The sequence below is a fragment of the Streptomyces sp. NBC_01288 genome (assembly GCF_035982055.1).
GTDB lineage: Bacteria > Actinomycetota > Actinomycetes > Streptomycetales > Streptomycetaceae > Streptomyces.
Map to the genome: position 1 here is coordinate 8,747,192 of NZ_CP108427.1, position 25,810 is coordinate 8,773,001.

Sequence of the window (25,810 nt, forward strand, 5' to 3'; positions counted from 1 at the left end):
GTCAGAACTTGATTCCGCCGAGAAGGCTCGCCAGGCTCTCGCCGCCGGCCTTGATGCTCGGCGCGATGGCCGTGCTGGCCATGTAGAAGCCGAAGAGTGCGGCCACCAGGGCGTGGGAGGCCTTGAGTCCGTCCTTCTTGAAGAAGAGGAAGACGATGATGCCGAGAAGGACGACGCCTGACATGGACAGGATCATTTGAGCTCTCCTGGTTCGTGGGGACAGTCACCATGAGTTGTTCCAGGATCACAGGATGTATCCATACGATAAAAGGTGCAAGTGGGTGAATTTCGGCGAATTTCCCTCGGATGGCGGAGCGCATTCGGGCCGTCTGAGCAGGGGTTTCACCTGTGTCGGGCCTGGTGGTGATCTTTGCCTCGGAGGGGGCCGGTCATGTGTCTGTGGAGCCAGTACGCTGGCGATTCACCCGTACTAGTGAGAGGCGGTCAGGCCGATGAGTGAAGCCCCCGACCCCGAGGTCGTGGAGTTCGCGACCAAGATCTTCGATCTGGCCCGCCAGGGCGGGACCGAGGCACTGGTCGCCTACGTGGACGCGGGCGTCCCGGCCAACCTCACCAATGACCGCGGCGACTCCCTGGTGATGCTCGCCGCGTACCACGGCCACGCGGACGCCGTACGGGCCCTGCTGGCGCGCGGCGCCGAGGCCGACCGGATCAACGACCGGGGCCAGACCCCGCTCGCCGGAGCCGTCTTCAAGGGCGAGCAAGAGGTGATCGAGGTCCTCCTGGAGGCCGGCGCCGATCCGGCCGCGGGCACCCCGTCGGCGGTCGACACGGCCCGGATGTTCGCCAAGGGCGAGCTGCTGGAGCTGTTCGGCGCGCACTGACGCTCGACCCGTCGGCAGTCGGGACGGGCCTTCTGACCAGGTACGACAAGGAAAACGGGGGAAAACGGGGGAAGGCAGCACGGCGCCGCCCGAAATTTCGGTCGCGGCATCGAGAACTGCCGGGTCATCATGACGTCGTGATTTACGGACGCGATGGCTGGGCAGGTGTTGCCGCACCGCGCGGGCCGTAGTTGCGGCCCGCATGGGCCACCTACGAGAGGCAGAGGAAAATGGTCTACAGCAAGCAGGAAACGGCGGGCGCCCCGACGTGTTGTCACGCGGCCAGGTAGTGCACGTCCCCCGGTTGCGTCGACGCTTGATGTGAGGCTGTTTCCCATGTTCGATCCGGTCATAGCGCCCAGCGGTACGCTGCTCGGCCTGCTTCAGCGGGGCCGCGGCGACGGCACACTGCACGCGCTCACCGCACCCCGTGCCGAGGCACTCGCGGCACTGAACCACTGTGTGCTGCGCGACCCCCGCCACGACTGGCAGGTGGAGAACCGCTCCCTGTACTACGCCCGTCTGTACCTCGATCTGGGCGGCGACCTGGACGCCGTGGAGGCCCACCTCTTCGACACCGAGGACGTCCTCGACACCGAGGAGTCACGCACGGGCCTCGCGCTCGCTGTCCTGGGGCACCTCGCCTCCTACGGCAGGCGGGACGCGCTCGCCCTGCTGCGCAGGTACGCGGCCTCCGGCAGCAACTGGGCCTGGGCGCTGGACGAGCTGGCGCTCAGGGACGACGACGCGGGCCTGCGCGCCCTCGCCGTTCCCGTGCTGGCGCGTTTCCCGGCCGACCCCGAGGGCGAGGTCGAACTGGCCACCGCCGTGCGCGACGCCTTCGAACCCCGGCCCTGGCGGCTGTGGGCCGAGGATCCACGCGAATCGATCGGCACGCGCGTGCGTGCCGCCCAGGAGGCCGGCTGCTTCGACCTCTGGCAACGCCAGATGCGACCTACCGGGCCCCGTCCGGGGTGGAGCGTGCAGGCGGTGTTCGAGTGGGCCCAGCAGGGCCTCGAACGCGGAGCCGCGCTGCACGTCCCCGCCGCCCGCTGCCTCACCGCCGTCGCGGGCCCCGAGGACCGGCCCGAGATCATCGAGGCCGCCAAGGACGGTGGCGAGGGCGCCCGTTGCACCGCCTTGCGCTATCTCGCCGACAGCAACGATCCCGAAGCCCTCCCGCTCATCGAACGCGCGGTGGCCACCGGCCCGGCACCCGTCGTGGACGCCGCCGTGGACGCCTTCGAACGGATGCGGTCCGTCGCCGCCGTCGACCGGGCCCGCGGCTGGGCCCGCCGGCCCGATCCGCTCGGCGCCGCCGCAGGACGGATGCTCGCCTGCCGGGGCGGAGCGCAGGACAGCGACCTCGTCCTCGGCGCCCTCAGGGAGGCCGTCATGGGCGAAGGGCCCGACGCCCCCACCCTGTGGACCCTCGTCGACGGCGCCGGACGCCTCGGCATCGCCTGCGCCGCCCCCGTCCTGCGCCATGTGTACCGGGAGACGGCCTCGTCCCATCTGCGCGGCCGGGCCGCCCGCGCCCTGGCCGCCACCGACCCCTCCTACCCCACCGGCTTCGCCGTCGAGTGCCTCTGGGACTGTGAGGAGACCACCCGCGAGATCGCCGCCCGGCACGCCGAGACCGCCGACGCCCGCGTCGTGGAGCAGCTCCGCAGGCTCGCCGCCGACCCGGCCGAGGAAGCGGAAGTCCAGACAGCCGTACGGAGCCGGATCGGGCCCGACGCCCCCGCAGTGTGAACGTGGGATGACCCGCGGGTCAGACGCGCATGGACGCCGTCTGACCTGCTCGGGTGTGCAGCGCAACGCTCATGGGACGTTCACCGTTCGCATAGATCGACGTTGACGCGGGCACGTCCAGCGCGGCGAGAACACGGGTATGCGTGTCGTCATCGTGACCGAATCCTTTCCCCCCGATGTGAACGGCGTGGCCCACTGCGCGCTCCAGACCGCCCGGCACCTCGTGGATCGCGGTCATCATCCGCTCGTCGTCGCGCCGGCCACCTCGGCCGGCCCCGGGCCCGACGCCGAGTCGCCGTGCCCCGTCGTCCGTGTCCCCTCCCTACCGCTCCCGGGCTACCCCCAGGTCCGCGTCGCCCTCCCCAGCCGACGCGTCGCCGCGGCCATCACCGAGCACCGCGCCGACATCGTGCACCTGGCAAGCCCCTTCATCCTCGGCGTCCGCGGCATGGCCGCCGCCGCGCGGCTCGGCATCCCCGCCGTCGCCGTCTACCAGACCGACCTCGCCGGATACGCCCGTACGTACGTCGGCGCGGGCGAGGCCACCGCCTGGCGGCGCATCCGCTCCGTGCACGCCGCCGCCGACCGCACCCTCGCGCCCTCCAGCGCGGCCCTGGGCGACCTGGAGGCGCACGGCGTGCCCCGGGTCAGGCTCTGGCCGCGCGGCGTCGACACCGAGCGTTTCCGTCCCGAGTACCGGGACGAGGCGCTGCGCCGCGAACTCGCCCCGAACGGCGAACTGCTCGTCGGCTACGTCGGCCGGCTCGCCCCCGAGAAGCAGATCGAACTCCTCGCCGGAACCTGCGGCATCGAGGGCGTCCGGGTCGTGGTCGTCGGCGACGGGCCCAGCCGGCCGCACCTCGACGAGGCGCTGCCGGGCGTGGTCTTCCTCGGTCGGCGTACCGGAGACGAGCTCGCCCGTATCTTCGCCTCGTTGGACATATTCGTGCACACCGGACCTTTTGAGACCTTCTGTCAGACCGTCCAGGAAGCCATGGCCAGCGGCGTCCCCGTCGTCGCGCCCGCCGCGGGCGGCCCGCTCGACCTGGTCGCCCACGGCCGCACCGGGTTCCTCTTCCCGCCGCGCGACGAGGCCGCAGTGACGGACGCCGTGCGGATCCTGGCCGCCGATCCCGCACTGCGCGCCGAGTACGGCACCGCCGCGCGGGCCATGGTCGAGGGCCGCACCTGGGCGGCCGTCGGCGACCAACTGATCGCGCACTACGGAGATGTCCTCGCCGCGCGCAGGGTGGTGGTGGCGGCATGAACACCGCCTCGCTGCGGATCGTGCGGCTCGCCAACTTCGTGGCCCCCTCCTCCGGGGGGCTGCGCACCGCCCTGCGCGAGCTGGGCAAGGGCTTCAAGGAGGCCGGGCACGACCCGATCCTCATCGTGCCCGGCGAACGCCACACCGACCGCGAGACCGAGCAGGGCCGGGTCATCACCCTGCCCGGGCCGCTGCTGCCGGGCACCGGCGGCTACCGCGTCCTCGCCGACAAGCGGCGCGTCGCCAACCTCCTGGAGCACCTCGCCCCGGACCGCCTGGAGGTCTCCGACCGTACGACCCTGCGCTGGACCGGCAAATGGGCCAGGCGGGCCCGCGTCCCCGCCGTGATGGTCTCCCACGAGACCGCCGACGGCGTCCTGCGCACCTGGGGCCTGTCGGAGAGCATGTCCCGGCGCACCGCCGACGCCCTCAACGTCCGTACGGCGCACACCTACGCGCGCGTGGTGTGCACCACCGAGTTCGCCGAGCGGGAGTTCGTCCGCATCGGCGCCCGCAATGTCGTACGGGCTCCGCTGGGCGTCGACCTGGTGGGGAGTCGGCCGGCACTGCGGGACCCGGTGCTGCGCGCGGAGTACGCGCGCGTGGACCAGGTTCTGCTGGTGACCTGCACGAGGCTCTCCGTGGAGAAGAAGCCCGGTACGGCCCTCGACGCCCTGGAGGCGCTGCTACGGCGCGGGCGGCGGGCGGTTCTCGTGGTCGCCGGGGACGGGCCGCTGCGGGCCCGGCTCGAACAGCGGGCGCGGGAGCGCGGGTTGCCGGTCACCTTCCTCGGGCACGTCTCCGACCGACGGCTGCTCGGCGCGCTCCAGGCCTCCGCCGACGTGTGCCTGGCACCCGGGCCCGCCGAGACCTTCGGACTCGCCGCGCTGGAGGCCATGGCCTGCGGCACGCCCGTGGTGGCCAGCGCCTCGTCCGCACTGCCCGAGGTCATCGGCTCCGCCGGCGCCACGGCCGCGGACAACGGCAGGGCCTTCGCGGACGCCGTGGACATGCTGCTCGAACGTTCAGAGGTGGAGCGGCGGGAGATCGCACGCGCGCGTGCCGAGTGCTTCGGGTGGAACACGGCGGTCGACGCGTTCCTCGCCGCGCACGACGCGGATGTTCCGGTACGGCGGTTCGTGCCCGGAGGCGTCGCATGAGAACGGTCCGTTTCGTCGCCCTCGGTGACTCGCTCACCGAGGGCGTGGGCGATCCCGTCGGCGAGGCGTGGCGCGGTTGGGCCGCGCTGCTCGCCGGCGGGCTGGCCGAACAGCCCGAAGGGGCCGTGGAGTTCACGAACCTGGCGGTCAGCGGGGCGCAGACGCGGGACGTGCTGGAACGGCAGACCCCGGCCGGGCTCGCCCTGAACCCGGACGTCGTGTCCGTCGTCATAGGCGTCAACGACACCCTGCGCTGCACCTTCGACATCCAGGCCGTGGCCGCCCGCCTCGACGAGGTCTACGCGGCCTTCACGGCGCAGGGCGCGACCCTCCTCACGGCCTGCCTGCCCGACCCGGGCGCGATGCTCGGCCTCCCGGGCGCGCTGGCCCGTCCGCTCGCCCGACGCCAGCGGGCGGTGAACACCGTGGTGCACGCGCTCTCCGAGCGCTACGGGGCCGTGCATCTGCACGCGGCGGAGGGCGAGTGGATCATGGGCCGCGCGATCTGGAGCGCGGACCGGCTGCACCCCAGTGAGCGGGGGCACCGCCAACTGGCGCTGCGTTTCCACGCGTTGCTCACCGAGGAGGGCGTGGCCACGGGGGCCGCACCCTCACCCGAGCCCGAGTTCCCGGCGCCCACCAGGTCGGCCAGCCTGTTGTGGCTGGCGACCGCGGGCACCGGCTGGGTGGCCCGCCGCTGCACCGACCTGCTGCCCCAACTCCTGAGGCTCGCCGCCGACGAGATGCGCCACCGTGCGCGGGGCACCAGCGCGCGCCTCGACCTGGGCGCGTCCCATGCCGTGTCGATGGCGCTGGCGTCCCTGTCGGTGCAGCAGGAGCAACCGGACGCCGCATAGGGCCTCCAGGGCCTTCAGTGGCGGCGTACGGCCACGAAACGGACCGGAGTGCCCGGCACCGCCTGAGCGACCGCGGGGAGATCCGAGGGGCGGACGACCGCGATCACCGGGTACCCGCCCGTGGTCGGGTGGTCGGCGAGGAACACCACCGGGCGGCCGTCGGGTGGCACCTGGACGGCGCCAAGGACCATGCCCTCGCTGGGGAGTTCACCGGTAAGGGCCCGCTCCAGGGCGGGACCTTCGGTGCGCAGCCCGATGCGGTTGCTCGCCGAGGACACCCGGTACGTGCGGGACGTGAACGTGCGCACGGCCTCCCGCGTGAACCAGTCGTCGCGGGGCCCCAGGGTCACCCGCAGGACGAGTTCGGTCGGAGGAGCCGGCTGTGGAGCGACGTCCACGCACGCGTGGCGGGTCACCGGGGAACCCAGCGGCAGTATGGCGCCGTTCGTGAGCGGCGCCGGGCCGAGCCCGGACATCAGGTCCGTGGAACGGCTGCCGAGCACCGGCTCGACGCCGACCCCACCGGCGAAGGCGACGTAGGTGCGTACTCCGGAGACGGCCGTTCCGATGTCCAGGAGTGCCCCGGCGGGCACGTGCACGGGTGCTCCCCAGGCGGCCGGCCGGCCGTCCACCGTGACCGGGCAGGGTGCGCCCCCGACGGCCACGAGGATCGTTGAACGAGGCCGTACGGAACAGCCGTTGAGGGTCGTCTCCAGGACGGCGGCTTCGGGCGGATTGCCGACCAGCCGGTTGACGAGGGCCGCCGCGGGCCCGTCGAGCGCCCCGGAACGCGGCACCCCCAGGTGCGCGTGTCCTGGCCGTCCCAGGTCCTGCACCGTCGTCAGCGCCCCGGCCCGTACGACGGCGACCGCACGGTCCGTCATACGTCCGCCACCGGGACGAAGCGCACGCGCGTGCCCGGCGACAGCAGCGCGGCCGGCTCGCGTGCGGTGTCCCACAGGACCGCGTCCGTCGTGCCGATCAGCTGCCAGCCGCCGGGCGAGGCACGCGGGTACACACCGGTGTACGGGCCCGCCAGGCCCACGGCACCGGCGTGGACGGCCGTGCGCGGGGTGGCCCGGCGCGGGACGTCGTAGCGGGCCGGGAGGCCGGTGAGGTAGCCGAAGCCGGGGGCGAACCCGCAGAAGGCGACGCGGAACTCGGTGGCCGCGTGGATGCGGGCCACCTCCCGCTCGGGGACGTCCCACAGGGCGGCGACGTCGGCGAGGTCGGGGCCGTCGTAGCGCACCGGGAGTTCGACCACCTCACCCGCGCGTGGGGGAGCGGGGGGTACGTCGGAGGTCGTGAGTTCGGAGGCCAGGCGGGCCGGGTCGTCGAGGCCGTCGAGGAGGACCGTGCGGGCGGCGGGGACGATCTCGCGGACGCTGAGCAGGCCCTCCGCGCGGCGGCGCAGCAGCTCCGCGTGGACGGCCTGTGCCTCCTCCCCGGAGGCGACCTCGACGAGCAGCGCGCTGTCGCCGACGGGCAGCGCCCTCATGCGAAGGCCTCCACCCGGACACCCGACTCCAGGAGCCGCGCGCGGACTCTGCGGGCCAGGTCGACCGCGCCGGGTGTGTCGCCGTGCAGGCACAGGGAGCGGGCCCGTACCTCGATGCGTGCCCCGGAGAGCGCGTCGACCGTCCCGGAGCGGGCCAGGCTCAGGGAGCGCTCCACGACGGCCTCGGGGTCGGTGACCACCGCGCCGTCCCGGCCGCGCGGCACGAGGGTGCCCTCGTCGGTGTAGGCGCGGTCCGCGAAGGCCTCCGTGACGGCCGGCAGCCCGGCCTTGGCGGCCAGGTCGAGCACGACCGAGCCGGGCAGCCCGAGCACGGGCAGCGGGGCGTCGGCCAGGAGCACGCCCTCGATCACCGCGGCGGCCTGCTCCGGGTCGTGCACGACCCGGTTGTAGAGCGCGCCGTGCGGTTTGACGTACGACACGCGCGTGCCCGCCGCGCGGGCGAACACCTCCAAGGCGCCGATCTGGTACGCCACTTCGGCCGCCAGCTCGGCGGACGGCACGTCCATCGCGCGCCGCCCGAACCCGGCCAGGTCCCGGTAGGACACCTGCGCGCCGACCCGTACCCCGCGCTCGGCCGCCAGTTCGCACACCCGCCGCATGGTGACCGGGTCCCCGGCGTGGAAGCCGCAGGCCACGTTGGCGCTGGTGACGACGGACAGGAGCTGTTCGTCGTCGGTGAGATGCCAGCGGCCGAAGCCCTCGCCGAGGTCGGCGTTCAGATCGATCATCATCTCTCCTGGTCGGCGACGGGTCAGGCGACGCGGTACTGCTCGTCGCGGGCGTCGGTGACGAACATCTGGCCCGGCGCGTGCGTGATCGCGAACGGCGGGCGAGACGCCATCACCACGGCCTGCGGGGTCACTCCGCAGGCCCAGAACACCGGGATGTCGTCCGGCGCGGCGTCCACCGGATCGCCGAAGTCCGGACGGCCGAGGTCCTCGATGCCGAGCCCCGAAGGATCGCCGCAGTGTACGGGGCTGCCGTGCACCGCCGGGAGCAGCGCGGTCTCCCGGATCGCCGTCGCCAGGTGCTCCGGCGGCACCGGGCGCATCGACACCACCATCGGGCCGTGCAACCGCCCCGCCGGGCGGCACGGGCGGCCGGTCACGTACATCGGGACGTTGCGGCCCTGCTCGATGTGGCGGATCGGGACGCCCGCCTCGCTCAACGACCACTCGAAGGTGAAGCTGCAACCGATCAGGAACGACACCAGGTCGTCGCGCCAGTAGGCCCGCACGTCCGTCGGCTCGTCCGTCAACTCGCCGTCCCGCCACACCCGGTAGCGCGGCAGATCGGTGCGCAGGTCCGCGCCGTCCGCGAGAACCGTCTCCCAGGAGCCCGCGTCCGTGACGTCGAGCACCGGACAGGGCTTCGGGTTGCGCTGGCAGAACAGCAGCATGTCGTAGGCCCAGTCGGCGGGCACCGAGATCAGGTTGACCTGGGTGTGGCCCGCCGCGACCCCGGCCGTGGGACCCGTCAGCCCGGCCCGGAAGCGGGCCCGGGCGGAACGCGGGCTCCACGCGTGCGCGTGCTCGTCGACGAGCGTCAGGGGACGGTCCTCCGTGCGGTTCACGCCAGTTCCTTTCCGCGGGTCTCGGGCAGTCCGAAGAGCGCCAGCGCCGCGATGCCGTAACCGATGGCCCCGAAGACGAGCGCTCCGCCCACACCCCAACTGTCGGCCAGGAAGCCCACCAGGGTCGGGAAGACGGCGCCCACCGCGCGGCCGGTGTTGTACGTGAAGCCCTGTCCCGTGCCGCGCACCGCCGTCGGATACAGCTCGCTCAGGTACGAGCCGAAGCCGCTGAAGATCGCCGACATGCAGAACCCGAGCGGGAAACCGAGCACCAGGAGAAGGGTGTTGGCGCCGCTGGGGATGTGCGTGTACGCCAGGATGCAGATCGCCGAGAGCAGCGCGAAGAGCCAGATGTTGCGCTTGCGGCCGAGCACGTCGGTGAGGTAGCCGCCGGTCAGATAGCCCAGGAAGGCGCCGGAGATCAGGAAGGTCAGATAGCCGCCGGTGCCGACGACCGACAGGCCGCGCTCCGTCTTGAGGTACGTCGGCACCCAGGTGGCGAGGGTGTAGTAGCCGCCCTGGACGCCGGTGGAGAGCAGGCCCGCGAAGACCGTCGTGCGCAGCAGGCCCGGGGACTCGGCCGTGGCCGGCTTGAAGATCGCCGCGAACGAGCCCTTCTGGGGGTTCTGCTCGCGGGCGGCCGTCGCCTCCGGGGCGTCGTTCACCCGGCGCCGTACCCAGAGCACCAGCAGCGCGGGCAGCGCGCCGGTCCAGAACATCACCCGCCAGGCCAGGTCGTCGCCGAGGAACGAGAAGACCAGCGTGTAGACGACCGCCGCCAGCGCCCAGCCCACCGCCCAGGAACTCTGGACCGCGCCGAGCGTACGGCCGCGGTGCTTGGCGCTCGCGTACTCGGCGACCAGGATCGCGCCGACCGCCCACTCGCCGCCGAAGCCGAGGCCCTGGAGGGCGCGGAACACCAGCAGGGTCTCGTAGTTGGGCGCGAAGCCGCAGGCCACCGTGAAGACGGCGTAGGTGATCACCGTGATCATCAGGGCCTTGACGCGGCCGACCCGGTCGGCGAAGACGCCCGCCACGGCGCCGCCGACCGCCGAGACGACCAGCGTGACCGTGGTGAACAGGCCGGTCTGACCGCTGTCCAGGCCGAAGTACGCGGCCAGCGCGACCATGCTCAGCGGCAGCGTGAAGTAGTCGTAGGAGTCCAGGGCGTAGCCGCCGAACGCGCCGGCGAAGGCGCGGCGGCCGTTCGGGCCGAGCGCGCGCAGCCAGGCCAACGCACCGTCGTCGACGGTCAGTTCATCCCCGTCGGGATGTGTTCCGGTGTTCAGGGCCTGAGGTGGAGGGGTCGTGCTCATGGGCACCTCGCAGAAGGAGGACGGAGGGTGCTGGGAGTGAGCAGGGCTGTGCGGAAGCCGTCGGCGCCGGGGTGAGCGGTGGCGCCTTGCCGAGAAAGGTAGAGGATCGTTGAACGATCCTTCAATACCCATGTTGTTTCGTTCTTGTATCTGCGGTTGAATTCCGGGCATGGCAGAGCAGATGGCGGGACTGGCCGACGACCGCGCCCTCCTGGGCCGTACGAGCACCGCGGAACGCGTCTCGGACATCCTCAGGAGCCGCATCGCGGACGGCTATTTCCCGCCGGGCACCCGGCTCTCCGAGGACAGCATCGGCGGCGCGCTCGGTGTGTCGCGCAACACACTCCGTGAGGCGTTCCGGCTGCTCACCCATGAGCGCCTGCTCGTCCACCAGTTGAACCGGGGCGTCTTCGTCCGGGTCCTGTCCGTCGAGGACGTCGAGGACATCTACCGCACCCGCCGCCTCGTCGAGTGCGCCGTCGTCCGAGGGCTGGGCGAACCGCCGTACGCCCTCGAAATGCTCGCCTCGGCCGTCACCGAGGGGCAGTTGGCGTCCGTCGAAGATGACTGGAAAGGCGTGGGTACGGCCAACATCCACTTCCACCGGGAACTCGTCGCCCTCGCCGGCAGCGCCCGTACCGACGAGCTGATGCGCAGCGTCTTCGCCGAACTCCGGCTCGCCTTCCACCTCGTGGACGACCCGAAGGCGCTCCACGAGCCGTACCTCCAGCGCAACCGCCTGATCCTCCAGGCACTCCAGGCGAATGACCCCGCCGAGGCCGAGAAACTGCTCGCGGTCTACCTCGACGACTCGCTCGAACGGGTCGTCGACGCGTACCGGAACCGGGTCGGCGAGGACGGCACGGCGGTCGACTGAAGGCGCTGCGGCGCTCGACCGACCTGCACACACGGCTGAGGCGGTAGTCGCTTCTGCGTCGTTTGGGTCGTTGTCAGACCGAGGACCTAGTCTGTGCAGCGTGACTTCGCCTGCATCGACGGACAGCGTTCCGCCCCAGTTCAGCGCGGGGCCGCGCCCCGCCCCGGGCCCGGCCGCCGACGAGGGACTGGCGCGGCGACTGCGCGCGCTCGCCTGCACCGCGCCGCTGCACGACCTCGACGCACGCAAGGCCAATCTCGCCGGCGAGTACTCGGTCTACGGCATGGCGGAAGTCGCCCTCGCCGCCATCGACCTGGTCACCCTCAACATGGACTTCGACACCGGTGCGGACCACGACCAGATAGTGGCCAGGCTCATCCCGCGCATCGCCGCCCAGGCCCCGCAGCGCCCCGTCGTCGAGCACGAGCGCGTGGCCCGCTGGGTCCTGGAGAACCTGATCAACGTCGGCAGCGTCGACCGCGGCTTCCGCACGGTCTACGGCACGTTCGCCCAGGACGGCACGTATGTGCGCCGCGACTACGACTTCAAGCTGATCGAGGAGGTTCCCGGCTACGGCGGCAGCGTCTACCTCCGGACGACCGACGAGGCCGTCAACGTCCTGGTGGGCGCGCTCGACACCGACGTCACCAGTGCGCAGATCGCCGCCGAGGTGAAGCTTGAGGTCCTGATCAGCCGCGGTCGGCTCGCGGATGCGCAGCTCGCCGCGGAACAGGCCCGGTACCGGACCGTGCAGTACTCGGAGACGCTCCGGCGGGCGTTGGATGCCACGCGGCGCAACGTCCGCGCGGTGGACTGGCTCAATGCCGTGCCGGACATGATCGCCGAGGCCCTTGATCACGTCGCTGATCGGTACCGGCACGAGAACGCGATCCTGACCAATATCCGCAAGGCCCGTGACGAGTCCGAGGATGCCGAACAGAAGCGGCGGGCGGCCGAGTTGGTCGACATCGTCAAGGACTGCATCCGGCGGCACACGCAGCTTCAGTCGCGTCTTATGGAGGCCGGGCCGCTGTTCCGTGCGGAGCAGGATCGGCAGGCCTTCGCCACGCCGATGACGACCTCGGGGATCGATCTCTATGGGCATCTCGTTTCGCCCGTACTGCCGTTGCCTCTGGAGTCGGCGATTCGGGTCACTGATGCGTTCTTCGCTCGCGGGACCGGGTTGCGTACGCCGGTGTCCGTTCGGGTGGGGGATCTTGTCGACATACTGCTGACGCCTCCTGCTGAGCGGGAGCATCTCGGGGCGGAGATGCCTGAGCCGGATCTCATTGCCACGCCGGATGACAGTCGGTTCAGTGAGGAGCAACTGGCTGCGGCCATGGAGTTGCTTGATCTGCCTGCGGATGCGCCTCGGAGGTTGTCGGGGTTGCTTGCGGATGCGCGGCGGCGGGATCCCGAACTTCCTTATCTGGTGGCTTTGTTGGCTGTGCATGCGGCTAGTCCGCCCGTTGGTACTGCTTATCGGCAGGGGGAGCCGAAGCTTTTGTTCGCCGTGGATGACGGGGTTGAGCTGGACGATCCGGAGTTCGGCGGGGCCGATCTGATTGTGGGGATGGCCTTGTTGGACGCCGTGGGGATGGCTGCGGGGCGGAGTGAGGCGGCGTGATGGGTCTGTCGTTTTTTGGGTGCGCGCCCGCTGTGGCTGGTCGCGCAGTTCCCCGCGCCCCTTTCGGGGCGCTTGGCCTCACCCTCGTTTTTAAGTGCAAGGAGTTGTCGTCGTGAGTGAGTCCGTCGAATGGAGTGAGCCGGAGGCTGCCGCCCCGGCGGTGAGTGCTGCGGTCACGCCTGCCGATGCTGCCGACGCCGCTCGGCTCGTCGCGTTCGGGTTGCAGCCGAAGTTGCAGCCCGCGCGGGACCAGGAGTACGCGGAACTGCTGCGCCGCTATCGGGAGGATTCGCCGTTCGCTCGGCTTGCCGATGCTGTGGCTGCCGGGCTGGGGCTGGTTGTTCTGGAGGTGTCTCCGCGCGCGGGGATGGCCGTGACTGCCGCCGAGGACTCGGTGTTCGCCGTGCGGATGGGGGACTACGCGCGTCGTACGGCCGCCGACTCCGGGGACCGGTTCCTGCACGGACTCGCGCATCTTGCCGTTGCCGCCATGGCGTTTCCACGGCCCGAGGATCTTGCCGACGACGGGTACATCGGGCGCGTCACGGTCAACGGGGTCGACACCTTCGTACGGCAGGCCTGCCGTCGGCTGGAGGAGCGGGCCGACGAGCAGGGCATGAACACCGACCCGGCCACCGACGCGCCCGGGCTGGAGGCCGCCTGGCGGATCTGGGTCAGACGCAGCGCCACCGGAGCCACCAAGGACGCCCGGAGACTGGCCGGTTCGACCACGGGGATTGTCGGTAAGGCCGCTGCCTTTCTCACCGACTCCGGGTTCTTGCAGCGCACCGGCGACGACAACGGCGGGACCTATCGCACGACCGCCCGTTATCAGCTTCAGGTGCGTGACATGGCCGGCAGTGCCGCCATGGCCGAGCTGCTGGAGCTGGGCGTCGTCCCGGTCACCGACGGCACCGCGAGCCTGATGCCCGCCGAGGACACCGAGGATCTGGAGCTGGTGGCCGACGCCGGGCTGCCGTTCCACTCCTGAGATCCCTCAGCTCCTGAGGTTCCTCAACTCCCCCACCTGCCGAAGACTTACGACGAGAGTCCGCCATGTACGAGCTGTCCCGGGTCCGCCTCTACTCCATCGGGCCCGCCGGTGCGCGCTATGCCGACACCGTGCTTGACCTGCGAGGCGTGGGCCAGCCCGTGCCCGACCCCGCGCCCACCCAGGCGGAGTTCTTCGAGGACGAGCCCGTCGGGCCGCCGCGCCGCCCCGCGCCCGCCGGTGTGCTCTTCCTGGAGAACGGCGGCGGCAAGTCCGTCCTGCTCAAGCTGATCTTCTCCGTGATGCTGCCGGGACATCGCAACACCCTTGGCGGTGCCAGTTCCGGCGTGCTGCGCAAGTTCCTCCTCGCGGACGACTGCGGCCATGTCGCCCTGGAGTGGCAGCACACGCTGACCGGCGAGTGCGTGGTCGTCGGCAAGGTCAGCGAGTGGCGGGGGCGCCAAGTCTCCAACGACCCGCGGAAGTTCGCCGAGGCCTGGTACTCGTTCCGGCCCGGTCCGGGGCTGAGCCTGGACAACCTCCCTGTCGCCGAGGCCACTTCAGTACGGCCGCCAGTCGAGGGCGCGTCCGGCGCGCAGGGCCGTCGCCGCACCATGAAGGGCTTCCGGGACGCCATCACCGAGGCCGGCAAGGCGTATCCGCATCTCGAAGTGCACTGGGAGGAGATCCACGACCGCTGGATCGAGCACCTCGGTGACCTCGGCCTCGACCCCGAACTCTTCCGCTACCAGCGGGAGATGAACGCCGACGAGGGCGAGGCCGCCGGTCTCTTCGCGGTCAAGAAGGACTCCGACTTCACCGACCTGCTGCTCCGTGCGGTCACCGACACCCGGGACACCGACGGGCTCGCCGACCTGGTCGGCGGCTTCGGCAACAAGCTGGGGCGGCGGGCCGAGTTGATCGCCGAGCGGGACTTCACGGCGGGTTCCGTGGACCTGCTCGGCCGGATCGTCGAGGCCGCCGAGGCGCGGGCACGCGCGCGTGACGTCCACGCCGGCGCCGAGCGACGTACGCGTACTTTGGCGCGACGGCTGTCCGCGCGGGGCGCCCAGGAGCGGGTGCGGGCCGCCGACCTCGCCCAGCGGGTCACCGCCGCCGCGTACGCCGTCACGCACGCCGAGGGGGCCAGGGAGCGCAGCGCGCTGGTCGCCGCCGAACTCGCGTACCGGCACGCCTCGTTGGCACTCGCCACGATGGAGAAGTCCGCCGCCGCGCAGAAGCGCGAGCTGGCCGACGCCCGCACCCTGCACGCTGCCTGGCAGGCCGCCGAGGCGGTGCTGCGGCACCGTGCCGCCGCCGACCGCTCCGCGCGCGTGGCCGTCGCGATCCGCGAGGCCGAGCGGGACGCGGCACCGGCGCTCGCCGCCCGCGCCAAGGCCGCCGTCGATCTCGTACGCGCCCTGCACTCGGCCGCCGAGAGGGCCGAGAACCTCGCCAACGAGGGCGAGGAGCGCTCCGCCGCGCTCCAGGAGGTCGGCGAGACCTCGCACCGGGACGCGACCTCCGCCGCCACCGAGGCGCAGCGCGCCCGCAGCGAGGTCGGGCATCTGCGCCAGCGCCTCTCCGAGGTCGAGCAGGAGACCGCCGAGGCGGTGCGCGCGGGCTGGCTCGACAACAGCGCCCCCGACGCCGACCCGGCCCGCGCGGCCCTCGCCGCGAGCGACGCCGAGAAGACCGCCGTCGCCTCCTGGGACACCGCACGCGAGGCATCGCGGCGCGCCTCCGAGCATGGCCGCGAAGCGGCTTCCGCCGAGTCCCGCGCTGAGTTGACGGCGGCCCGCGCGTCCGACGCGGCGACCGCCGCCGAGCGGACCTACGACGCTGAGCGGCGCCTCGCCGAGGGGTTGGCGGGGGAGGAGCGGCTCGCGGAGCTGCTCAGCCTGCCTGGTGCCGGTTCTGCCGCAGGCGGTACTGGTGGTGTGCCGGTGCCGCGTGGTGCGGGCGGCGAGCGCACTGGTGACGGGGCGGTGACGGGACAGAGCGATGCCGGGGCCGTGGGCAGCGCGGGCCAGGGCGCTGACGGCGTCGCGGGTGGTCGCTCGGGTGCTGCCGGCGACGGTGCCGAGTCGGAGGCGCGGACCGGTGCCTCGGCCGACACCGCCTCCGCCAACGGCCTTGCCCCAAGCGGCCGTTCCGCCGCCAACGCCTCCTCCCGCGCCCACACCGGTACCGCCAAGCCCGCCCGCCCCCTCGCCGAAGGTCCCCTCACCCCCGAGGAACTCGACCGCTTCGCCGACGAGTTGCGCGAGCTGCTCGACGACGGGGTCTCTTCCGCCGAGCGGCACCTCTTCGACCTGCGGACCGCCGCGGCCGACGACTCCCGGATCCTCGGGGCGCTCGGTGACGGCGGGCTGCTGCCGCCCGGCCCGGACGTGCTGGCCACTGTGGAGTACCTCGGCGAGCACGGCATCCCCGCGCTGCCCGGCTGGCGTTATCTCGCCCAGGCCGTCGACCCCACCGACCACGCGCGTGTGCTCGCCGCCCGGCCCGAGCTGGTCGACGGTGTGATCATCACCGACCCGGACACGCACGCGCGTGCCCGTGAGGCCCTCAACGACGCGGCCCTGCTGCCCCGGTCCGCCGTGGCCGTCGGTACGGCCGCCGCCCTGCTCGCTCCGACCCCGGCGCCCGACGCGCAGACCAGTGACGTCTTCCTCGTACCGCCGAACCCGGCCATGCACGACGAGCACGCCGCCGACGAGGAGCGGCAGGCGCTGCGCGCGCGGGCGGGGCAGCGGGACGAGGAGATCCGTACGCTCGCCGCCCGGCTCGGCAAGGACCGGGAGCTGGCGGCGCGGCTCTCGTCCTGGCGCACCGGCTGTCCGAGCGGGCGGCTGGTCGAGCTGGCGCAGGCCGCGCGGGACACGCGCGCGTTCGCCGAGGAGGCCGAGGCCGAGCTCGCCGAGGCGCGGACCGTACGGGCCGAGGCCGACGAGACCGCCGCCGAGGCCACCCAGGTGCGCGACGAGCGGCAGGAGGCCGCGCAGAAGGCCCGGCGCGCCGCCGACGCCCTCGCCGGACTCGCCTTCCGACTGCGAGAACGCGCCGGCTGGCAGGTCAAACTGCGCGAACTCGCCGACGAGGCCGCCGAGTCGGAGGCCCGCGCCCAGTCCTGCCTGGAGCGCGCCCGCGTCGCCGACGAGGACCGCCGCGCCGCCCAGCGCGCCGCCGACGACGCCCGCCGCACGGCCCGTGCGCTGCGCGCCGAGCGCTCCGAGATCGCGGGCGCCCCCGACGACGTACCGGAAGACGCCCCGGACGCACCCAAGCCCGCGCTGGCCGCCCTGCGTGAGGCTTACCGGGCCGCTTCGCAGCTCTACGAGAAGGTCGGCGTCGGCGCCGATCTGCGGGCCGAGCAGGCGCGGGCGGAGAGTGACGAGAGCGCGGCGATCGCGGAGTTGGACCGGCTCAGCAACAAGGTCCGCACGCGCGCGGCGCAGTTGCTGGAGTCACCCGACGGCTCCGACGGGCCGTCCCGGCAGGCCGCCGCGGCGCGTGCCGAAGAGCTGGTGCAGCTGCTGGAGACCCGGGTGTCGACCGCGAGCGAGCAACTCGGCCGGCTGCGCGGCGAGGCCGAGCGGCACGCGCCCGAGGACGGCGAGGCACACACCGAGCTGGCCGAGGAACTCGTCCCGCGCGACGCCGAGCACGCCCAGGCACTGCTGCGGACCGCGACCGCCGAACTCGGCTCCCGCACCGACGCGTTGGGCCAGGCCCGCGAGGCGCATGCCGAACTCCTCGACGCCCACCGCGCCGCCGAGGACGGGGCCGGCGGTTTCGACGAGACCGCCGCGATGCTCCGGGACCTGATGCGCGAGCACTCCTCGGACGAGGAGCAGGAGGAGCCCGAGCCGTACCCCGGCAGCGTGGAGGAGGCCCGGCACTCCGCCGCCGAGGCCCGCCGCTCGCTGCGCGGCTGCGCCGCCGACCTGTCCGCCGCCGAGGCCGCCGTACGCGAGGCGAGCGATGTGCTCGTGCGGCACGCCAACTCCACGCGCTACGAGCAGGTACGGACCCCCGCGCGGCAGCAGATCCGCGAGCTGCCCGCGTCCGCGCTGCCCGAGCACGCGCAGAAGTGGGCCGACGCCTTCGCGCCCCGACTCCGGGTCCTCACCGACGAGTTGGCGCAGCTGGATCGCAACCGCGACTCGATCGTGGACCGGCTCCGCGGGCTCGTCGAGTCGGCGCTGGCGACCCTGCGGTCCGCGCAGCGGCTGTCCCGGCTGCCCGAGGGGCTCGGCGAGTGGTCCGGGCAGGAGTTCCTGCGGATCCGCTTCGAGGAGCCCGACCAGGCCACGCTTGCCGAGCGGCTCGGTGTGGTCGTCGACGAGGCGACCCGGGCCGCCGTGAAGAAGAACTCCGACATGCGGCGCGACGGAATGTCCCTGCTGCTGCGGGGAGTTGGCGCCGCCCTTGAACCCAAGGGCGTCGCCGTCGAGATCCTCAAGCCCGACGCCGTCCTGCGCGCCGAGCGCGTGCCGGTCGGGCAGATGGGCGATGTGTTCTCCGGCGGTCAGCTGCTCACGGCGGCCATCGCCCTGTACTGCACGATGGCCGCGCTGCGCTCGAACGACCGGGGCCGCGACAAGCATCGGCACGCCGGCACGCTCTTCCTCGACAACCCCATCGGGCGGGCCAACGCGACCTATCTGCTGGAGCTGCAACGCGCCGTGTCCGACGCGCTCGGTGTCCAACTCCTGTACACCACCGGCCTGTTCGACACGACCGCACTGGCCGAGTTCCCGCTGGTGATCCGACTGCGCAACGACGCCGACCTGCGGGCGGGCCTGAAGTACATCAGCGTGGAGGAGCACCTCCGGCCGGGCCTGCCGCAGCAGGCCCCGGCCGGAGAGGGTGAGTCGGTGCACAGCGAGATCACGGCGACCCGGATGTTCAAGCGTCCGGCGCCGACCGCTCCGTAGGCGAACTGCCCGTGGACGAAGCGTCCATAGACGAACCGTCCGTTGCCGAGCCTCAGGAGTGTGACAGCTGCCCGGCGCCGCTCTTGCGGGCTATCCGCTCCTGGGCACGCTCGCTGGACCGCGCCTGACGCTGGGCCCGACGCCGCTCGCGGCGGAGGGCCCTCGCCGTGCTGCTGGGCTCCGAGACGACGCCGTTGCGCTGGTTCCACATCTGGCGCGTCACCCACACGTCGAGGGCGCCCCAGGTGGCCACCACCGTGCTCACCACGCTGCTGATCACCAGCGGGAACGCCAGCCAGGACCCGGCCATCGTGCACAGGAAGGCCACCGTCGCCTGGATCAGTGTCACGGCGATGATGAGCACCGCCCGCACGGCCGCCGTACGCACCGGATCGGGCAGCCGGCGCCGACGCGCGGGCTCCTCGATCCACAACGGCCGGTAGTCCTCCGGCTGTTGCGCTGCCGCGCGAGCCGAACGAGGCTCGTCTGCCGTGGGCTCGCCCGAGTGCCTCTGGGCCCCGCCGCCCGTCGTCGTACCACCGTCTGCCGAAATGTCGCGATCCGGTACCTCGCGGCGCCGCTGCGCCGTCGACCGCGCCGCCACGCCGTCCTCAAGCGCCTCTTGCCGCTCCGCCGTGCCCATCAACGTGTCCTCCCCACCGCCGGTACACCACTTGCCCCGGAGTCCGAAGACTCCGACTCCCCAGTGGGTGCCCGGCTTGCGCTGTTTTACGCCGCACGGTTGCGGATGCGGCTCGTGTGGCCGGTTCCGCCCCCATGTCCCGTAGAGAAAGACGCGCAACATGCCACGAAGATTCCCAACAGACGAAAAATTCCGGCCAACTGGCCAAGTGGACCGATCGGGTGGGGTGTGGTGATCCCGGGGATATCAGGGCGGCAATCTCCCGCAATGACCCGACAACTCCCCATGTCCGGTTGCCGTTGCGGAGGTTCACCCTCCGGACAGCTCTTCGAGTTACCTCTGTGTCAGTAGTAGGCTCGCGCCGTTTGTTGACGTACATGTGTACCCCCGGCCGGCGGGGGTCCAGCTGGGGGAGGCCATGCGCTTTCGCGGGAAGTCCATCCGCCGGAAGATCGTGGCGCTCCTTCTCGTGCCGCTGGTGTCACTGACCGCGATCTGGGCGTTCGCCACGGTCCTCACCGGCCGCGCCGCCGCGGACCTGTTCAACGTGTCGTCGGTCGTCGAGAAGATCGGCTATCCCACCGAGGACACCGTCCGCGTCATCCAGCAGGAACGCCGGCAGTCGCTCGTCTATCTCGCCGACCCGCGCGCCGCCGACGGGCTCACCGATCTCAGGCGCAGCCGCGCCGCGACCGACGAGGCCGTCGCCAAGATCCGCAAGAACTCCGAGAACCCGGACGTGCGCGACGCGATGGGGCAGGCCACCGACAGCCGTGTCGCCGCGGTCCTCGACGCCTTCGACGGGCTCCAGTCCCTGCGGCGCAGCGTCGAGGACGGCACCGTCGACCGCGGCCAGGCCCTCGGGCTCTACAACCACCTGGTCGACCCGTGCTACGTGCTGCTGTCCAACCTCCATGTCGTCGACAACGTCGAGATGGACAAGCAGTACCGCGCCCTCGTGAACCTCGCCCGCGCGCGGGAGTTCCTCTCCCGTGAGGACGCCCTGCTCGGCTCCTCCCTGGTCGTCGGCAAGCTCACCCGGGACGAGACCCGCGACGTCTCCGACCTGGTCGCACAGCGGACCCTGCTGTACGACGTCAACCTGCCGCTGCTGCCCTCCTCGGAGCGCGGCCACTTCGAGCGCTTCTGGAAGAACGCGGCCAGCGCCCCGCTGCGCGTGGCCGAACAGGCCGCCGCCTCCACCACGTCCGGCACCCCCCGCAACGTCACCGCGCAGACCTGGAACACCGCGGCCGGCGCGGCGCTGACCAAGCTCGGCACCCTCGACGACCAGGCCAACGACCGATACCAGGACCGCGTCCGCCCGGTCGCGATGAGGGTCATCCTCAAGGCGGCCGTCGCCGGTGTCCTGGGGCTGATCACCCTCCTGTTCTCGCTGTTCCTGTCGGTGCGCATAGGCCGCGGCCTCATCCGCGACCTGCGCCAACTGCGCCTGGACGCCCACGAGGCCTCCGGCGTCCGGCTGCCCAGTGTGATGCGCCGCCTGTCCGTCGGCGAAGTGGTCGACGTGGAGACCGAGGTCCCGCGCCTGGAGTACGACAGGAACGAGATCGGCGACGTCGGCCAGGCCCTCAACACCCTCCAGCGCGCCGCTGTCGAAGCCGCCGTCAAGCAGGCCGAACTGCGGTCCGGTGTCTCCGAGGTGTTCGTCAACCTCGCCCGGCGCAGCCAGGTCCTGCTGCACAAGCAGCTCACCCTGCTCGACACCATGGAGCGCAGGACCGAGGACACTGACGAACTCGCCGACCTCTTCCGCCTCGACCACCTGACGACCCGTATGCGCCGGCACGCCGAGGGCCTGGTGATCCTCTCCGGGGCCGCCCCGTCCCGGCAGTGGCGCAAGCCGGTCCAGCTCATGGACATCGTCCGCGCGGCCGTCGCCGAGGTCGAGGACTACGAGCGGATCGAGGTCCGCAGGCTGCCGCGTATCGCCGTCACCGGCCCCGCCGTCGCGGACCTCACCCACCTGGTGGCCGAACTCCTGGAGAACGCCACGGTGTTCTCCCCGCCGCACACCGCCGTCCAGGTCCTGGGGGAGCGGGTCGCCAACGGCTTCACCCTGGAGATCAACGACCGCGGCCTCGGCATGGCGGCCGAGGCACTCCTGGACGCCAATCTCCGGCTCGCCGAGACACCGGAGTTCGAACTCTCCGACACCGACCGCCTCGGCCTGTTCGTGGTCAGCCGGCTCGCCCAGCGGCAGAACGTCCGCGTCTCGCTCCAGCCGTCGCCGTACGGCGGCACCACCGCCGTCGTGTTCATCCCCGACGCCCTGCTGAGCGACGAGGTCCCGGACACCAACGGCATCGGCTTCCGCCTCGACCGGCCCCGGCCCACGAAGGAGGCCGAGCTGGAGGAGAGCCGCCGCTCCGCGCTCTCCCAGATGCCCGTGAAGCTGCCCGGTCTGCCGCCCGCCCTCCTGGACGGACCGGTCGAACTGGAAGCCCCCGTGGACCTGGACGCCCTCGAAGGCTTCCCGAACGGGCTCGACGACGAGGACGGCGAGCGCGGCGGAATCTTCCGCCCCCGCCGCGCCTCCACCCACCGGGACGACCTCGCCCCCGTGCGGCCCGTGGACGCGCATCAACAGGTCTCCGAGGCCGACACGGACGGCCACCGCGGCGAGCCGCTTCCGCTGCCCCGACGCCGTACGCCCAAGTTGGTCAGCTCCCATGGACGCCCGGTCGTCGAGCAGCGCTCCCGACGCGAGACAGGGGACTCCGGAGAGGTCGATTTCGACGGCCTCTCCACGGCCCCGAGCCTGGGCGGACCGGAAACGGACGGCCCCGCGCAGCTCCCGGCCCGGCGTCGCGGTGACACGCCGCTACGGCGCCGTACCGACGTGCCCGGTGGTCGCGCCGAATCCGCGCAGCCGCCCGCCTCCCCGGGGCGCGGCATCGGCGAGCCGCCCGAGACCCCCGCTCTCCCCAGGCGCACCCGGCGTGCCGAACTCGCGGCCGGCGCTCCGGACTCCGACACCCCACCGAGCACCGGAGCGTTGCCCAGACGCGTACGTCAGGCCAATCTGGCCCCGCAGCTGAAACAGGACCCCGATCGGCGCGCCGCGAGCCCGGCGGAGGTCGCCGAGCGCGACGCCGACGAGGTGCGCAGCCGTATGGCCTCGCTCCAGCGCGGCTGGCAGCGCGGCCGCGAGGAGAACGCCGAGGGCGACGACGCTCAAGGCGGCACAGCACAAGGAACTAAGGGGGACGGTCGATGACCGCACCGAAGGCGACCGGCCACAGCACCGACCAGCGCGGGCTGAACTGGCTCCTCGACGACCTCGTCGAGCGCGTCGCCAGCATCCGCAAGGCCATCGTGCTCTCCGGCGACGGCCTGGCCACCGGCGTGTCCCAGGACCTGACCCGCGAGGACAGCGAACACCTGGCCGCCGTGGCCTCCGGCTTCCACAGCCTCGCCAAGGGCGTCGGCCGCCACTTCGAGGCGGGCAGCGTGCGGCAGACGGTCGTCGAACTCGACGAGGCCTTCCTGTTCGTGACGGCCGCGGGCGACGGCAGCTGCCTGGCCGTCCTCGCGGACGCCGACTCGGACGTCGGACAGGTCGCCTACGAGATGACACTGCTCGTGAAGCGGGTCGGTGTGCATCTGGGGGCAGCTCCGCGCACCGACCTGTCCTCGGGCGGGTAGTGACGTGATATGAGCGGAGACGGTCAGGGAAGAAGCCACTGGTTCGACGATGAGGCCGGACCGGTCGTCAGGCCGTACGCGATGACGCGCGGCCGCACCACCAGTGCGGCCCAGCACCGCCTCGACCTCATCGCGGTGGTGATCGCGGAGTCACATGAGGACGACTCGGAAGCCGACCACACGCTGTCCCCGGAGCACGTGGACATCGTCGGTCTCTGCCGCGACGCCCCGCAGTCGGTCGCCGAACTCGCGGCCGAACTCGACCTGCCCATCGGGGTGATACGGGTCCTCATCGGCGACCTCGTGGACGGCGAACTCGTCCATGTGTCACGTCCCGTACCCCCCGCCGAACTGGTGGACGAGAGTATTCTGCGCGACGTGATCTCCGGCCTCCGGGCCCTGTGAGCGGCGCGAGCCACCACCCCCTACCCCATCAAGCAGGAGACAAGACCGATGATCTTCGGGCGTTCTGAGCGAGGCAAGCCTCCGGTCGAGCCCGTCACGCTCAAGATCCTGGTGGCCGGCGGCTTCGGCGTGGGCAAGACCACCCTCGTCGGCGCGGTCAGCGAGATCAGGCCGCTGCGCACGGAGGAACTGCTCACCGAGGCAGGGCGTCCGGTCGACGACACCAGCGGGGTGGAGGGCAAGCACACCACCACCGTGGCCATGGACTTCGGCCGCATCACCCTGCGCGAAGACCTGGTGCTCTACCTCTTCGGTACGCCGGGCCAGGAGCGGTTCTGGTTCATGTGGGACGAGCTCTCCGAGGGCTCCCTGGGCGCCGTCGTGCTCGCCGACACCCGCCGCCTGGAGGACTGCTTCGCCGCCCTCGACTACTTCGAGCGGCGCTCCATACCCTTCGTCGTCGGCGTCAACTGCTTTGAAGGCGCCGACCGTTACCCCGTGGACGCCGTACGCCAGGCCCTCGACCTCGACGAGGACGTACCGCTCATGCTCTGCGACGCCCGCGACCGCGCGTCGGTCAAGGAGGTCCTCATCGAGGTCGTCCAGCACGCGATGGCCTACGGCGCGAAGCGCCGCCAGAGCGTCACCAGCTGAGGCACGGGCGCGGCCTGTACCCCCGCCGACCGGGGTACGGGCCGCAGCCGGTGCGATCCGACGGCACGCGCGTGTGTGTGCCTGGCGGAACAACGGCCACGCGTGCGTGCCTAGTTGTCGCCCTCCTCCTCCCAGCCGAAGCTCTTCTCCACCGCCTTGCGCCAGTTGTGGTACTCGCGGTCCCGCACCGACGACTCCATGGACGGCGTCCACTCGACGTCCTTCTGCCAGTGCGACTTGAGCTCGTCCAGGTCGTTCCAGACACCGGTGGCCAGTCCGGCCGCGTAGGCGGCGCCCAGGCAGGTCGTCTCGGAGACCTTGGGACGGATCACCGGCACCCCGAGGACATCCGCCTGGTGCTGCATCAGGAGGTTGTTCTTGGTCATGCCGCCGTCCACCTTCAGGGTGGTGATCTGCACCCCGGAGTCCTGGAACATGGCGTCCACGACCTCCCGCGTCTGCCAGCTCGTCGCCTCCAGCACCGCGCGCGCGAGGTGCGCCTTCGTGACGTAGCGGGTCAGCCCGGTGATGACTCCGCGCGCGTCGGAGCGCCAGTAGGGGGCGAACAGGCCGGAGAACGCGGGCACGATGTACGCGCCGCCGTTGTCGTCGACGCTCGCGGCGAGGGTCTCGATCTCGTCGGCGTTGCGGATGATGCCGAGTTGGTCGCGGAACCACTGAACGAGGGCGCCCGTTATGGCTATTGATCCCTCCAGGCAGTAGACCGGCGCATCGCTGCCGATCTTGTAGCCCATCGTCGTGAGGAGCCCGTTCTTCGAAGGCACGGGCCGGTTCCCGGTGTTGAGCAGCAGGAAGCTGCCCGTGCCGTAGGTGTTCTTGGCCGTGCCCACGTCGTAGCAGGCCTGTCCGAACACGGCGGCCTGCTGGTCGCCCAGGGCCGACGCGACGGGTACGCCCGCGAGTTGGCCGACCGCGGTGCCGTAGACCTCGGCGGAGGACTTGATCTCGGGGAGGATCGCCTCGGGGACGTTCATCGCGGAGAGGATGGCCGGGTCCCACTGGAGGGTCTCCAGGTTCATCAGCATGGTGCGCCCGGCGTTGGTCACGTCGGTGACGTGTTTGCCGCCGTCGGTGCCGCCGGTGAGGTTCCAGATCAGCCAGGAGTCGATCGTGCCGAAGGCGATCTCGCCGCGTTCGGCGCGGTCCCTGAGGCCGGGCACGTTGTCGAGCAGCCAGGCCGCCTTGGGGCCGGAGAAGTAGCTGGCGAGCGGCAGTCCGGTCTGCTCGCGGAAGCGGTCCGGCCCGTCCGATCCGCCCAGTTGCTTGCAGAGGGCCGCGGTGCGGGTGTCCTGCCACACGATGGCGTTGTGCACGGGTTTGCCGGTGGCGCGGTCCCAGAGGACCGTCGTCTCCCGCTGGTTGGTGATGCCGAGCGCGCTGAGCTGGTCGGCGCGCAGTCCCGCCTTGGCGATCGCCCCGGCAACCACCGCCTGCACCTTGGACCAGATCTCGGTGGCGTCGTGCTCCACCCAGCCCGGCTTGGGGAAGATCTGGCGGTGCTCACGCTGGTCGACGGCGACGATCGCGCCGTCCTGGTTGAAGACGATGCAGCGGCTGGAGGTGGTGCCCTGGTCGATTGCGGCGACGAACCTGTCCGTCATGACGACCCCTTTGTCGTGTCCCTCGGATCCTCCGAAGGACTGCTCCCGTCCTTCGGAGGGCTGCTCTCGGAAGACGGATCGAACACT

At 71.9% G+C, this 25,810-nt stretch carries 21 protein-coding genes; 13 read left to right on the top strand and 8 right to left on the bottom strand.

All coding sequences use genetic code 11. The features are described from left to right. Nucleotide 1: 1 nt before the first annotated feature. A complete protein-coding gene (locus OG194_RS39415) occupies nucleotides 2-196 on the bottom strand; it encodes a hypothetical protein (protein ID WP_019059657.1) in 195 nt (64 codons plus the stop codon). Nucleotides 197-452: 256 nt separating this feature from the next. Here OG194_RS39415 and OG194_RS39420 point away from each other — a divergent pair, with 256 nt between their 5' ends. From OG194_RS39420 to OG194_RS39440, 5 genes are all read left to right on the top strand, one after another. Beyond that, a complete protein-coding gene (locus tag OG194_RS39420; protein ID WP_327405506.1) occupies nucleotides 453-845 on the top strand; it encodes an ankyrin repeat domain-containing protein in 393 nt (130 codons plus the stop codon). Nucleotides 846-1,181: 336 nt separating this feature from the next. Further along, nucleotides 1,182-2,600, top strand: coding sequence for a HEAT repeat domain-containing protein (locus OG194_RS39425; RefSeq protein ID WP_327405507.1), 1,419 nt, complete (start codon nucleotides 1,182-1,184; stop codon nucleotides 2,598-2,600). A gap of 139 nt (nucleotides 2,601-2,739) precedes the next feature. After that, complete coding sequence (locus OG194_RS39430) at nucleotides 2,740-3,867, top strand: glycosyltransferase family 4 protein (RefSeq protein WP_327405508.1); 1,128 nt, start codon at nucleotides 2,740-2,742, stop codon at nucleotides 3,865-3,867. Next, nucleotides 3,864-5,027 carry a glycosyltransferase gene (locus tag OG194_RS39435; protein WP_327405509.1) on the top strand — a complete coding sequence of 388 codons (1,164 nt, stop codon included), beginning with the start codon at nucleotides 3,864-3,866 and terminating at the stop codon, nucleotides 5,025-5,027. Before OG194_RS39430 ends, OG194_RS39435 begins: the two co-directional genes overlap by 4 nt. Next, nucleotides 5,024-5,884, top strand: a complete 861-nt coding sequence (locus OG194_RS39440; protein WP_327405510.1) for an SGNH/GDSL hydrolase family protein — start codon at nucleotides 5,024-5,026, stop codon at nucleotides 5,882-5,884. The genes OG194_RS39435 and OG194_RS39440 overlap by 4 nt, the downstream gene beginning before the upstream one ends. A gap of 14 nt (nucleotides 5,885-5,898) precedes the next feature. Here the strand turns inward: OG194_RS39440 and OG194_RS39445 are convergent, their stop codons facing one another. Genes OG194_RS39445 through OG194_RS39465 form a run of 5 tightly spaced genes read right to left on the bottom strand, consistent with a single transcriptional unit; the run spans nucleotide 5,899 to nucleotide 10,292 of the window. Beyond that, nucleotides 5,899-6,768: a biotin-dependent carboxyltransferase family protein gene (locus OG194_RS39445; RefSeq protein WP_327405511.1), complete on the bottom strand. Its 870-nt coding sequence runs from the start codon at nucleotides 6,766-6,768 to the stop codon at nucleotides 5,899-5,901. Next, nucleotides 6,765-7,382, bottom strand: coding sequence for a 5-oxoprolinase subunit B family protein (locus OG194_RS39450; protein WP_327405512.1), 618 nt, complete (start codon nucleotides 7,380-7,382; stop codon nucleotides 6,765-6,767). The genes OG194_RS39445 and OG194_RS39450 overlap by 4 nt, the downstream gene beginning before the upstream one ends. Then, nucleotides 7,379-8,131 carry a LamB/YcsF family protein gene (locus OG194_RS39455; protein WP_327405513.1) on the bottom strand — a complete coding sequence of 251 codons (753 nt, stop codon included), beginning with the start codon at nucleotides 8,129-8,131 and terminating at the stop codon, nucleotides 7,379-7,381. The genes OG194_RS39450 and OG194_RS39455 overlap by 4 nt, the downstream gene beginning before the upstream one ends. 23 nt (nucleotides 8,132-8,154) lie before the next feature. Continuing rightward, nucleotides 8,155-8,976, bottom strand: coding sequence for a putative hydro-lyase (locus tag OG194_RS39460; RefSeq protein WP_327405514.1), 822 nt, complete (start codon nucleotides 8,974-8,976; stop codon nucleotides 8,155-8,157). After that, nucleotides 8,973-10,292 (bottom strand): MFS transporter, encoded by a 1,320-nt coding sequence (locus tag OG194_RS39465; protein ID WP_327405515.1) that lies wholly within the window; start codon nucleotides 10,290-10,292, stop codon nucleotides 8,973-8,975. Before OG194_RS39465 ends, OG194_RS39460 begins: the two co-directional genes overlap by 4 nt. Nucleotides 10,293-10,461: 169 nt before the next feature. Here OG194_RS39465 and OG194_RS39470 point away from each other — a divergent pair, with 169 nt between their 5' ends. The 4 genes from OG194_RS39470 to OG194_RS39485 all read left to right on the top strand — a co-directional run bounded on the left by OG194_RS39470 (nucleotide 10,462) and on the right by OG194_RS39485 (nucleotide 18,730). Beyond that, nucleotides 10,462-11,169: a GntR family transcriptional regulator gene (locus OG194_RS39470; RefSeq protein WP_327405516.1), complete on the top strand. Its 708-nt coding sequence runs from the start codon at nucleotides 10,462-10,464 to the stop codon at nucleotides 11,167-11,169. Nucleotides 11,170-11,269: 100 nt separating this feature from the next. Continuing rightward, nucleotides 11,270-12,796 (top strand): hypothetical protein, encoded by a 1,527-nt coding sequence (locus tag OG194_RS39475; RefSeq protein WP_327405517.1) that lies wholly within the window; start codon nucleotides 11,270-11,272, stop codon nucleotides 12,794-12,796. Nucleotides 12,797-12,908: 112 nt separating this feature from the next. Beyond that, the gene (locus OG194_RS39480) at nucleotides 12,909-13,787 is read left to right on the top strand and encodes a hypothetical protein (protein WP_327405518.1); all 879 of its coding nucleotides are present in this window, start codon (nucleotides 12,909-12,911) and stop codon (nucleotides 13,785-13,787) included. A gap of 65 nt (nucleotides 13,788-13,852) precedes the next feature. After that, nucleotides 13,853-18,730 carry a hypothetical protein gene (locus tag OG194_RS39485; RefSeq protein ID WP_327405519.1) on the top strand — a complete coding sequence of 1,626 codons (4,878 nt, stop codon included), beginning with the start codon at nucleotides 13,853-13,855 and terminating at the stop codon, nucleotides 18,728-18,730. A gap of 52 nt (nucleotides 18,731-18,782) precedes the next feature. Here OG194_RS39485 and OG194_RS39490 read toward each other — a convergent pair whose 3' ends face one another. Beyond that, nucleotides 18,783-19,373 (bottom strand): hypothetical protein, encoded by a 591-nt coding sequence (locus OG194_RS39490; RefSeq protein WP_327405520.1) that lies wholly within the window; start codon nucleotides 19,371-19,373, stop codon nucleotides 18,783-18,785. Between the two features lie 418 nt (nucleotides 19,374-19,791). Here OG194_RS39490 and OG194_RS39495 point away from each other — a divergent pair, with 418 nt between their 5' ends. Genes OG194_RS39495 through OG194_RS39510 form a run of 4 tightly spaced genes read left to right on the top strand, consistent with a single transcriptional unit; the run spans nucleotide 19,792 to nucleotide 24,101 of the window. After that, nucleotides 19,792-22,614, top strand: a complete 2,823-nt coding sequence (locus tag OG194_RS39495; protein WP_327405521.1) for a sensor histidine kinase — start codon at nucleotides 19,792-19,794, stop codon at nucleotides 22,612-22,614. Further along, nucleotides 22,611-23,042 carry a roadblock/LC7 domain-containing protein gene (locus tag OG194_RS39500; RefSeq protein WP_019059640.1) on the top strand — a complete coding sequence of 144 codons (432 nt, stop codon included), beginning with the start codon at nucleotides 22,611-22,613 and terminating at the stop codon, nucleotides 23,040-23,042. Before OG194_RS39495 ends, OG194_RS39500 begins: the two co-directional genes overlap by 4 nt. Before the next feature lie 9 nt (nucleotides 23,043-23,051). After that, nucleotides 23,052-23,447, top strand: a complete 396-nt coding sequence (locus tag OG194_RS39505; RefSeq protein WP_327405522.1) for a DUF742 domain-containing protein — start codon at nucleotides 23,052-23,054, stop codon at nucleotides 23,445-23,447. A gap of 48 nt (nucleotides 23,448-23,495) precedes the next feature. Further along, complete coding sequence (locus tag OG194_RS39510; protein ID WP_327405523.1) at nucleotides 23,496-24,101, top strand: GTP-binding protein; 606 nt, start codon at nucleotides 23,496-23,498, stop codon at nucleotides 24,099-24,101. Between the two features lie 110 nt (nucleotides 24,102-24,211). Here the strand turns inward: OG194_RS39510 and glpK are convergent, their stop codons facing one another. Next, complete coding sequence (gene glpK / locus OG194_RS39515; RefSeq protein WP_327405524.1) at nucleotides 24,212-25,723, bottom strand: glycerol kinase GlpK; 1,512 nt, start codon at nucleotides 25,721-25,723, stop codon at nucleotides 24,212-24,214. Nucleotides 25,724-25,810: the final 87 nt, after the last annotated feature.

Excerpts from the sequence above, each read along its gene's own strand:
- OG194_RS39455 (WP_327405513.1), bottom strand. The coding sequence starts at position 8,131 with ATGATCGATCTGAACGCCGACCTCGGCGAGGGCTTCGGCCGCTGGCAT.
- OG194_RS39430 (WP_327405508.1), top strand. The coding sequence starts at position 2,740 with ATGCGTGTCGTCATCGTGACCGAATCCTTTCCCCCCGATGTGAACGGC.
- OG194_RS39505 (WP_327405522.1), top strand. The coding sequence starts at position 23,052 with ATGAGCGGAGACGGTCAGGGAAGAAGCCACTGGTTCGACGATGAGGCC.
- OG194_RS39435 (WP_327405509.1), top strand. The coding sequence starts at position 3,864 with ATGAACACCGCCTCGCTGCGGATCGTGCGGCTCGCCAACTTCGTGGCC.
- OG194_RS39500 (WP_019059640.1), top strand. The coding sequence starts at position 22,611 with ATGACCGCACCGAAGGCGACCGGCCACAGCACCGACCAGCGCGGGCTG.
- OG194_RS39440 (WP_327405510.1), top strand. The coding sequence starts at position 5,024 with ATGAGAACGGTCCGTTTCGTCGCCCTCGGTGACTCGCTCACCGAGGGC.
- OG194_RS39490 (WP_327405520.1), bottom strand. The coding sequence starts at position 19,373 with ATGGGCACGGCGGAGCGGCAAGAGGCGCTTGAGGACGGCGTGGCGGCG.
- OG194_RS39465 (WP_327405515.1), bottom strand. The coding sequence starts at position 10,292 with ATGAGCACGACCCCTCCACCTCAGGCCCTGAACACCGGAACACATCCC.
- OG194_RS39510 (WP_327405523.1), top strand. The coding sequence starts at position 23,496 with ATGATCTTCGGGCGTTCTGAGCGAGGCAAGCCTCCGGTCGAGCCCGTC.
- OG194_RS39415 (WP_019059657.1), bottom strand. The coding sequence starts at position 196 with ATGATCCTGTCCATGTCAGGCGTCGTCCTTCTCGGCATCATCGTCTTC.
- OG194_RS39470 (WP_327405516.1), top strand. The coding sequence starts at position 10,462 with ATGGCAGAGCAGATGGCGGGACTGGCCGACGACCGCGCCCTCCTGGGC.
- OG194_RS39425 (WP_327405507.1), top strand. The coding sequence starts at position 1,182 with ATGTTCGATCCGGTCATAGCGCCCAGCGGTACGCTGCTCGGCCTGCTT.
- OG194_RS39445 (WP_327405511.1), bottom strand. The coding sequence starts at position 6,768 with ATGACGGACCGTGCGGTCGCCGTCGTACGGGCCGGGGCGCTGACGACG.
- OG194_RS39495 (WP_327405521.1), top strand. The coding sequence starts at position 19,792 with ATGCGCTTTCGCGGGAAGTCCATCCGCCGGAAGATCGTGGCGCTCCTT.
- OG194_RS39450 (WP_327405512.1), bottom strand. The coding sequence starts at position 7,382 with ATGAGGGCGCTGCCCGTCGGCGACAGCGCGCTGCTCGTCGAGGTCGCC.
- OG194_RS39485 (WP_327405519.1), top strand. The coding sequence starts at position 13,853 with ATGTACGAGCTGTCCCGGGTCCGCCTCTACTCCATCGGGCCCGCCGGT.
- glpK (WP_327405524.1), bottom strand. The coding sequence starts at position 25,723 with ATGACGGACAGGTTCGTCGCCGCAATCGACCAGGGCACCACCTCCAGC.
- OG194_RS39420 (WP_327405506.1), top strand. The coding sequence starts at position 453 with ATGAGTGAAGCCCCCGACCCCGAGGTCGTGGAGTTCGCGACCAAGATC.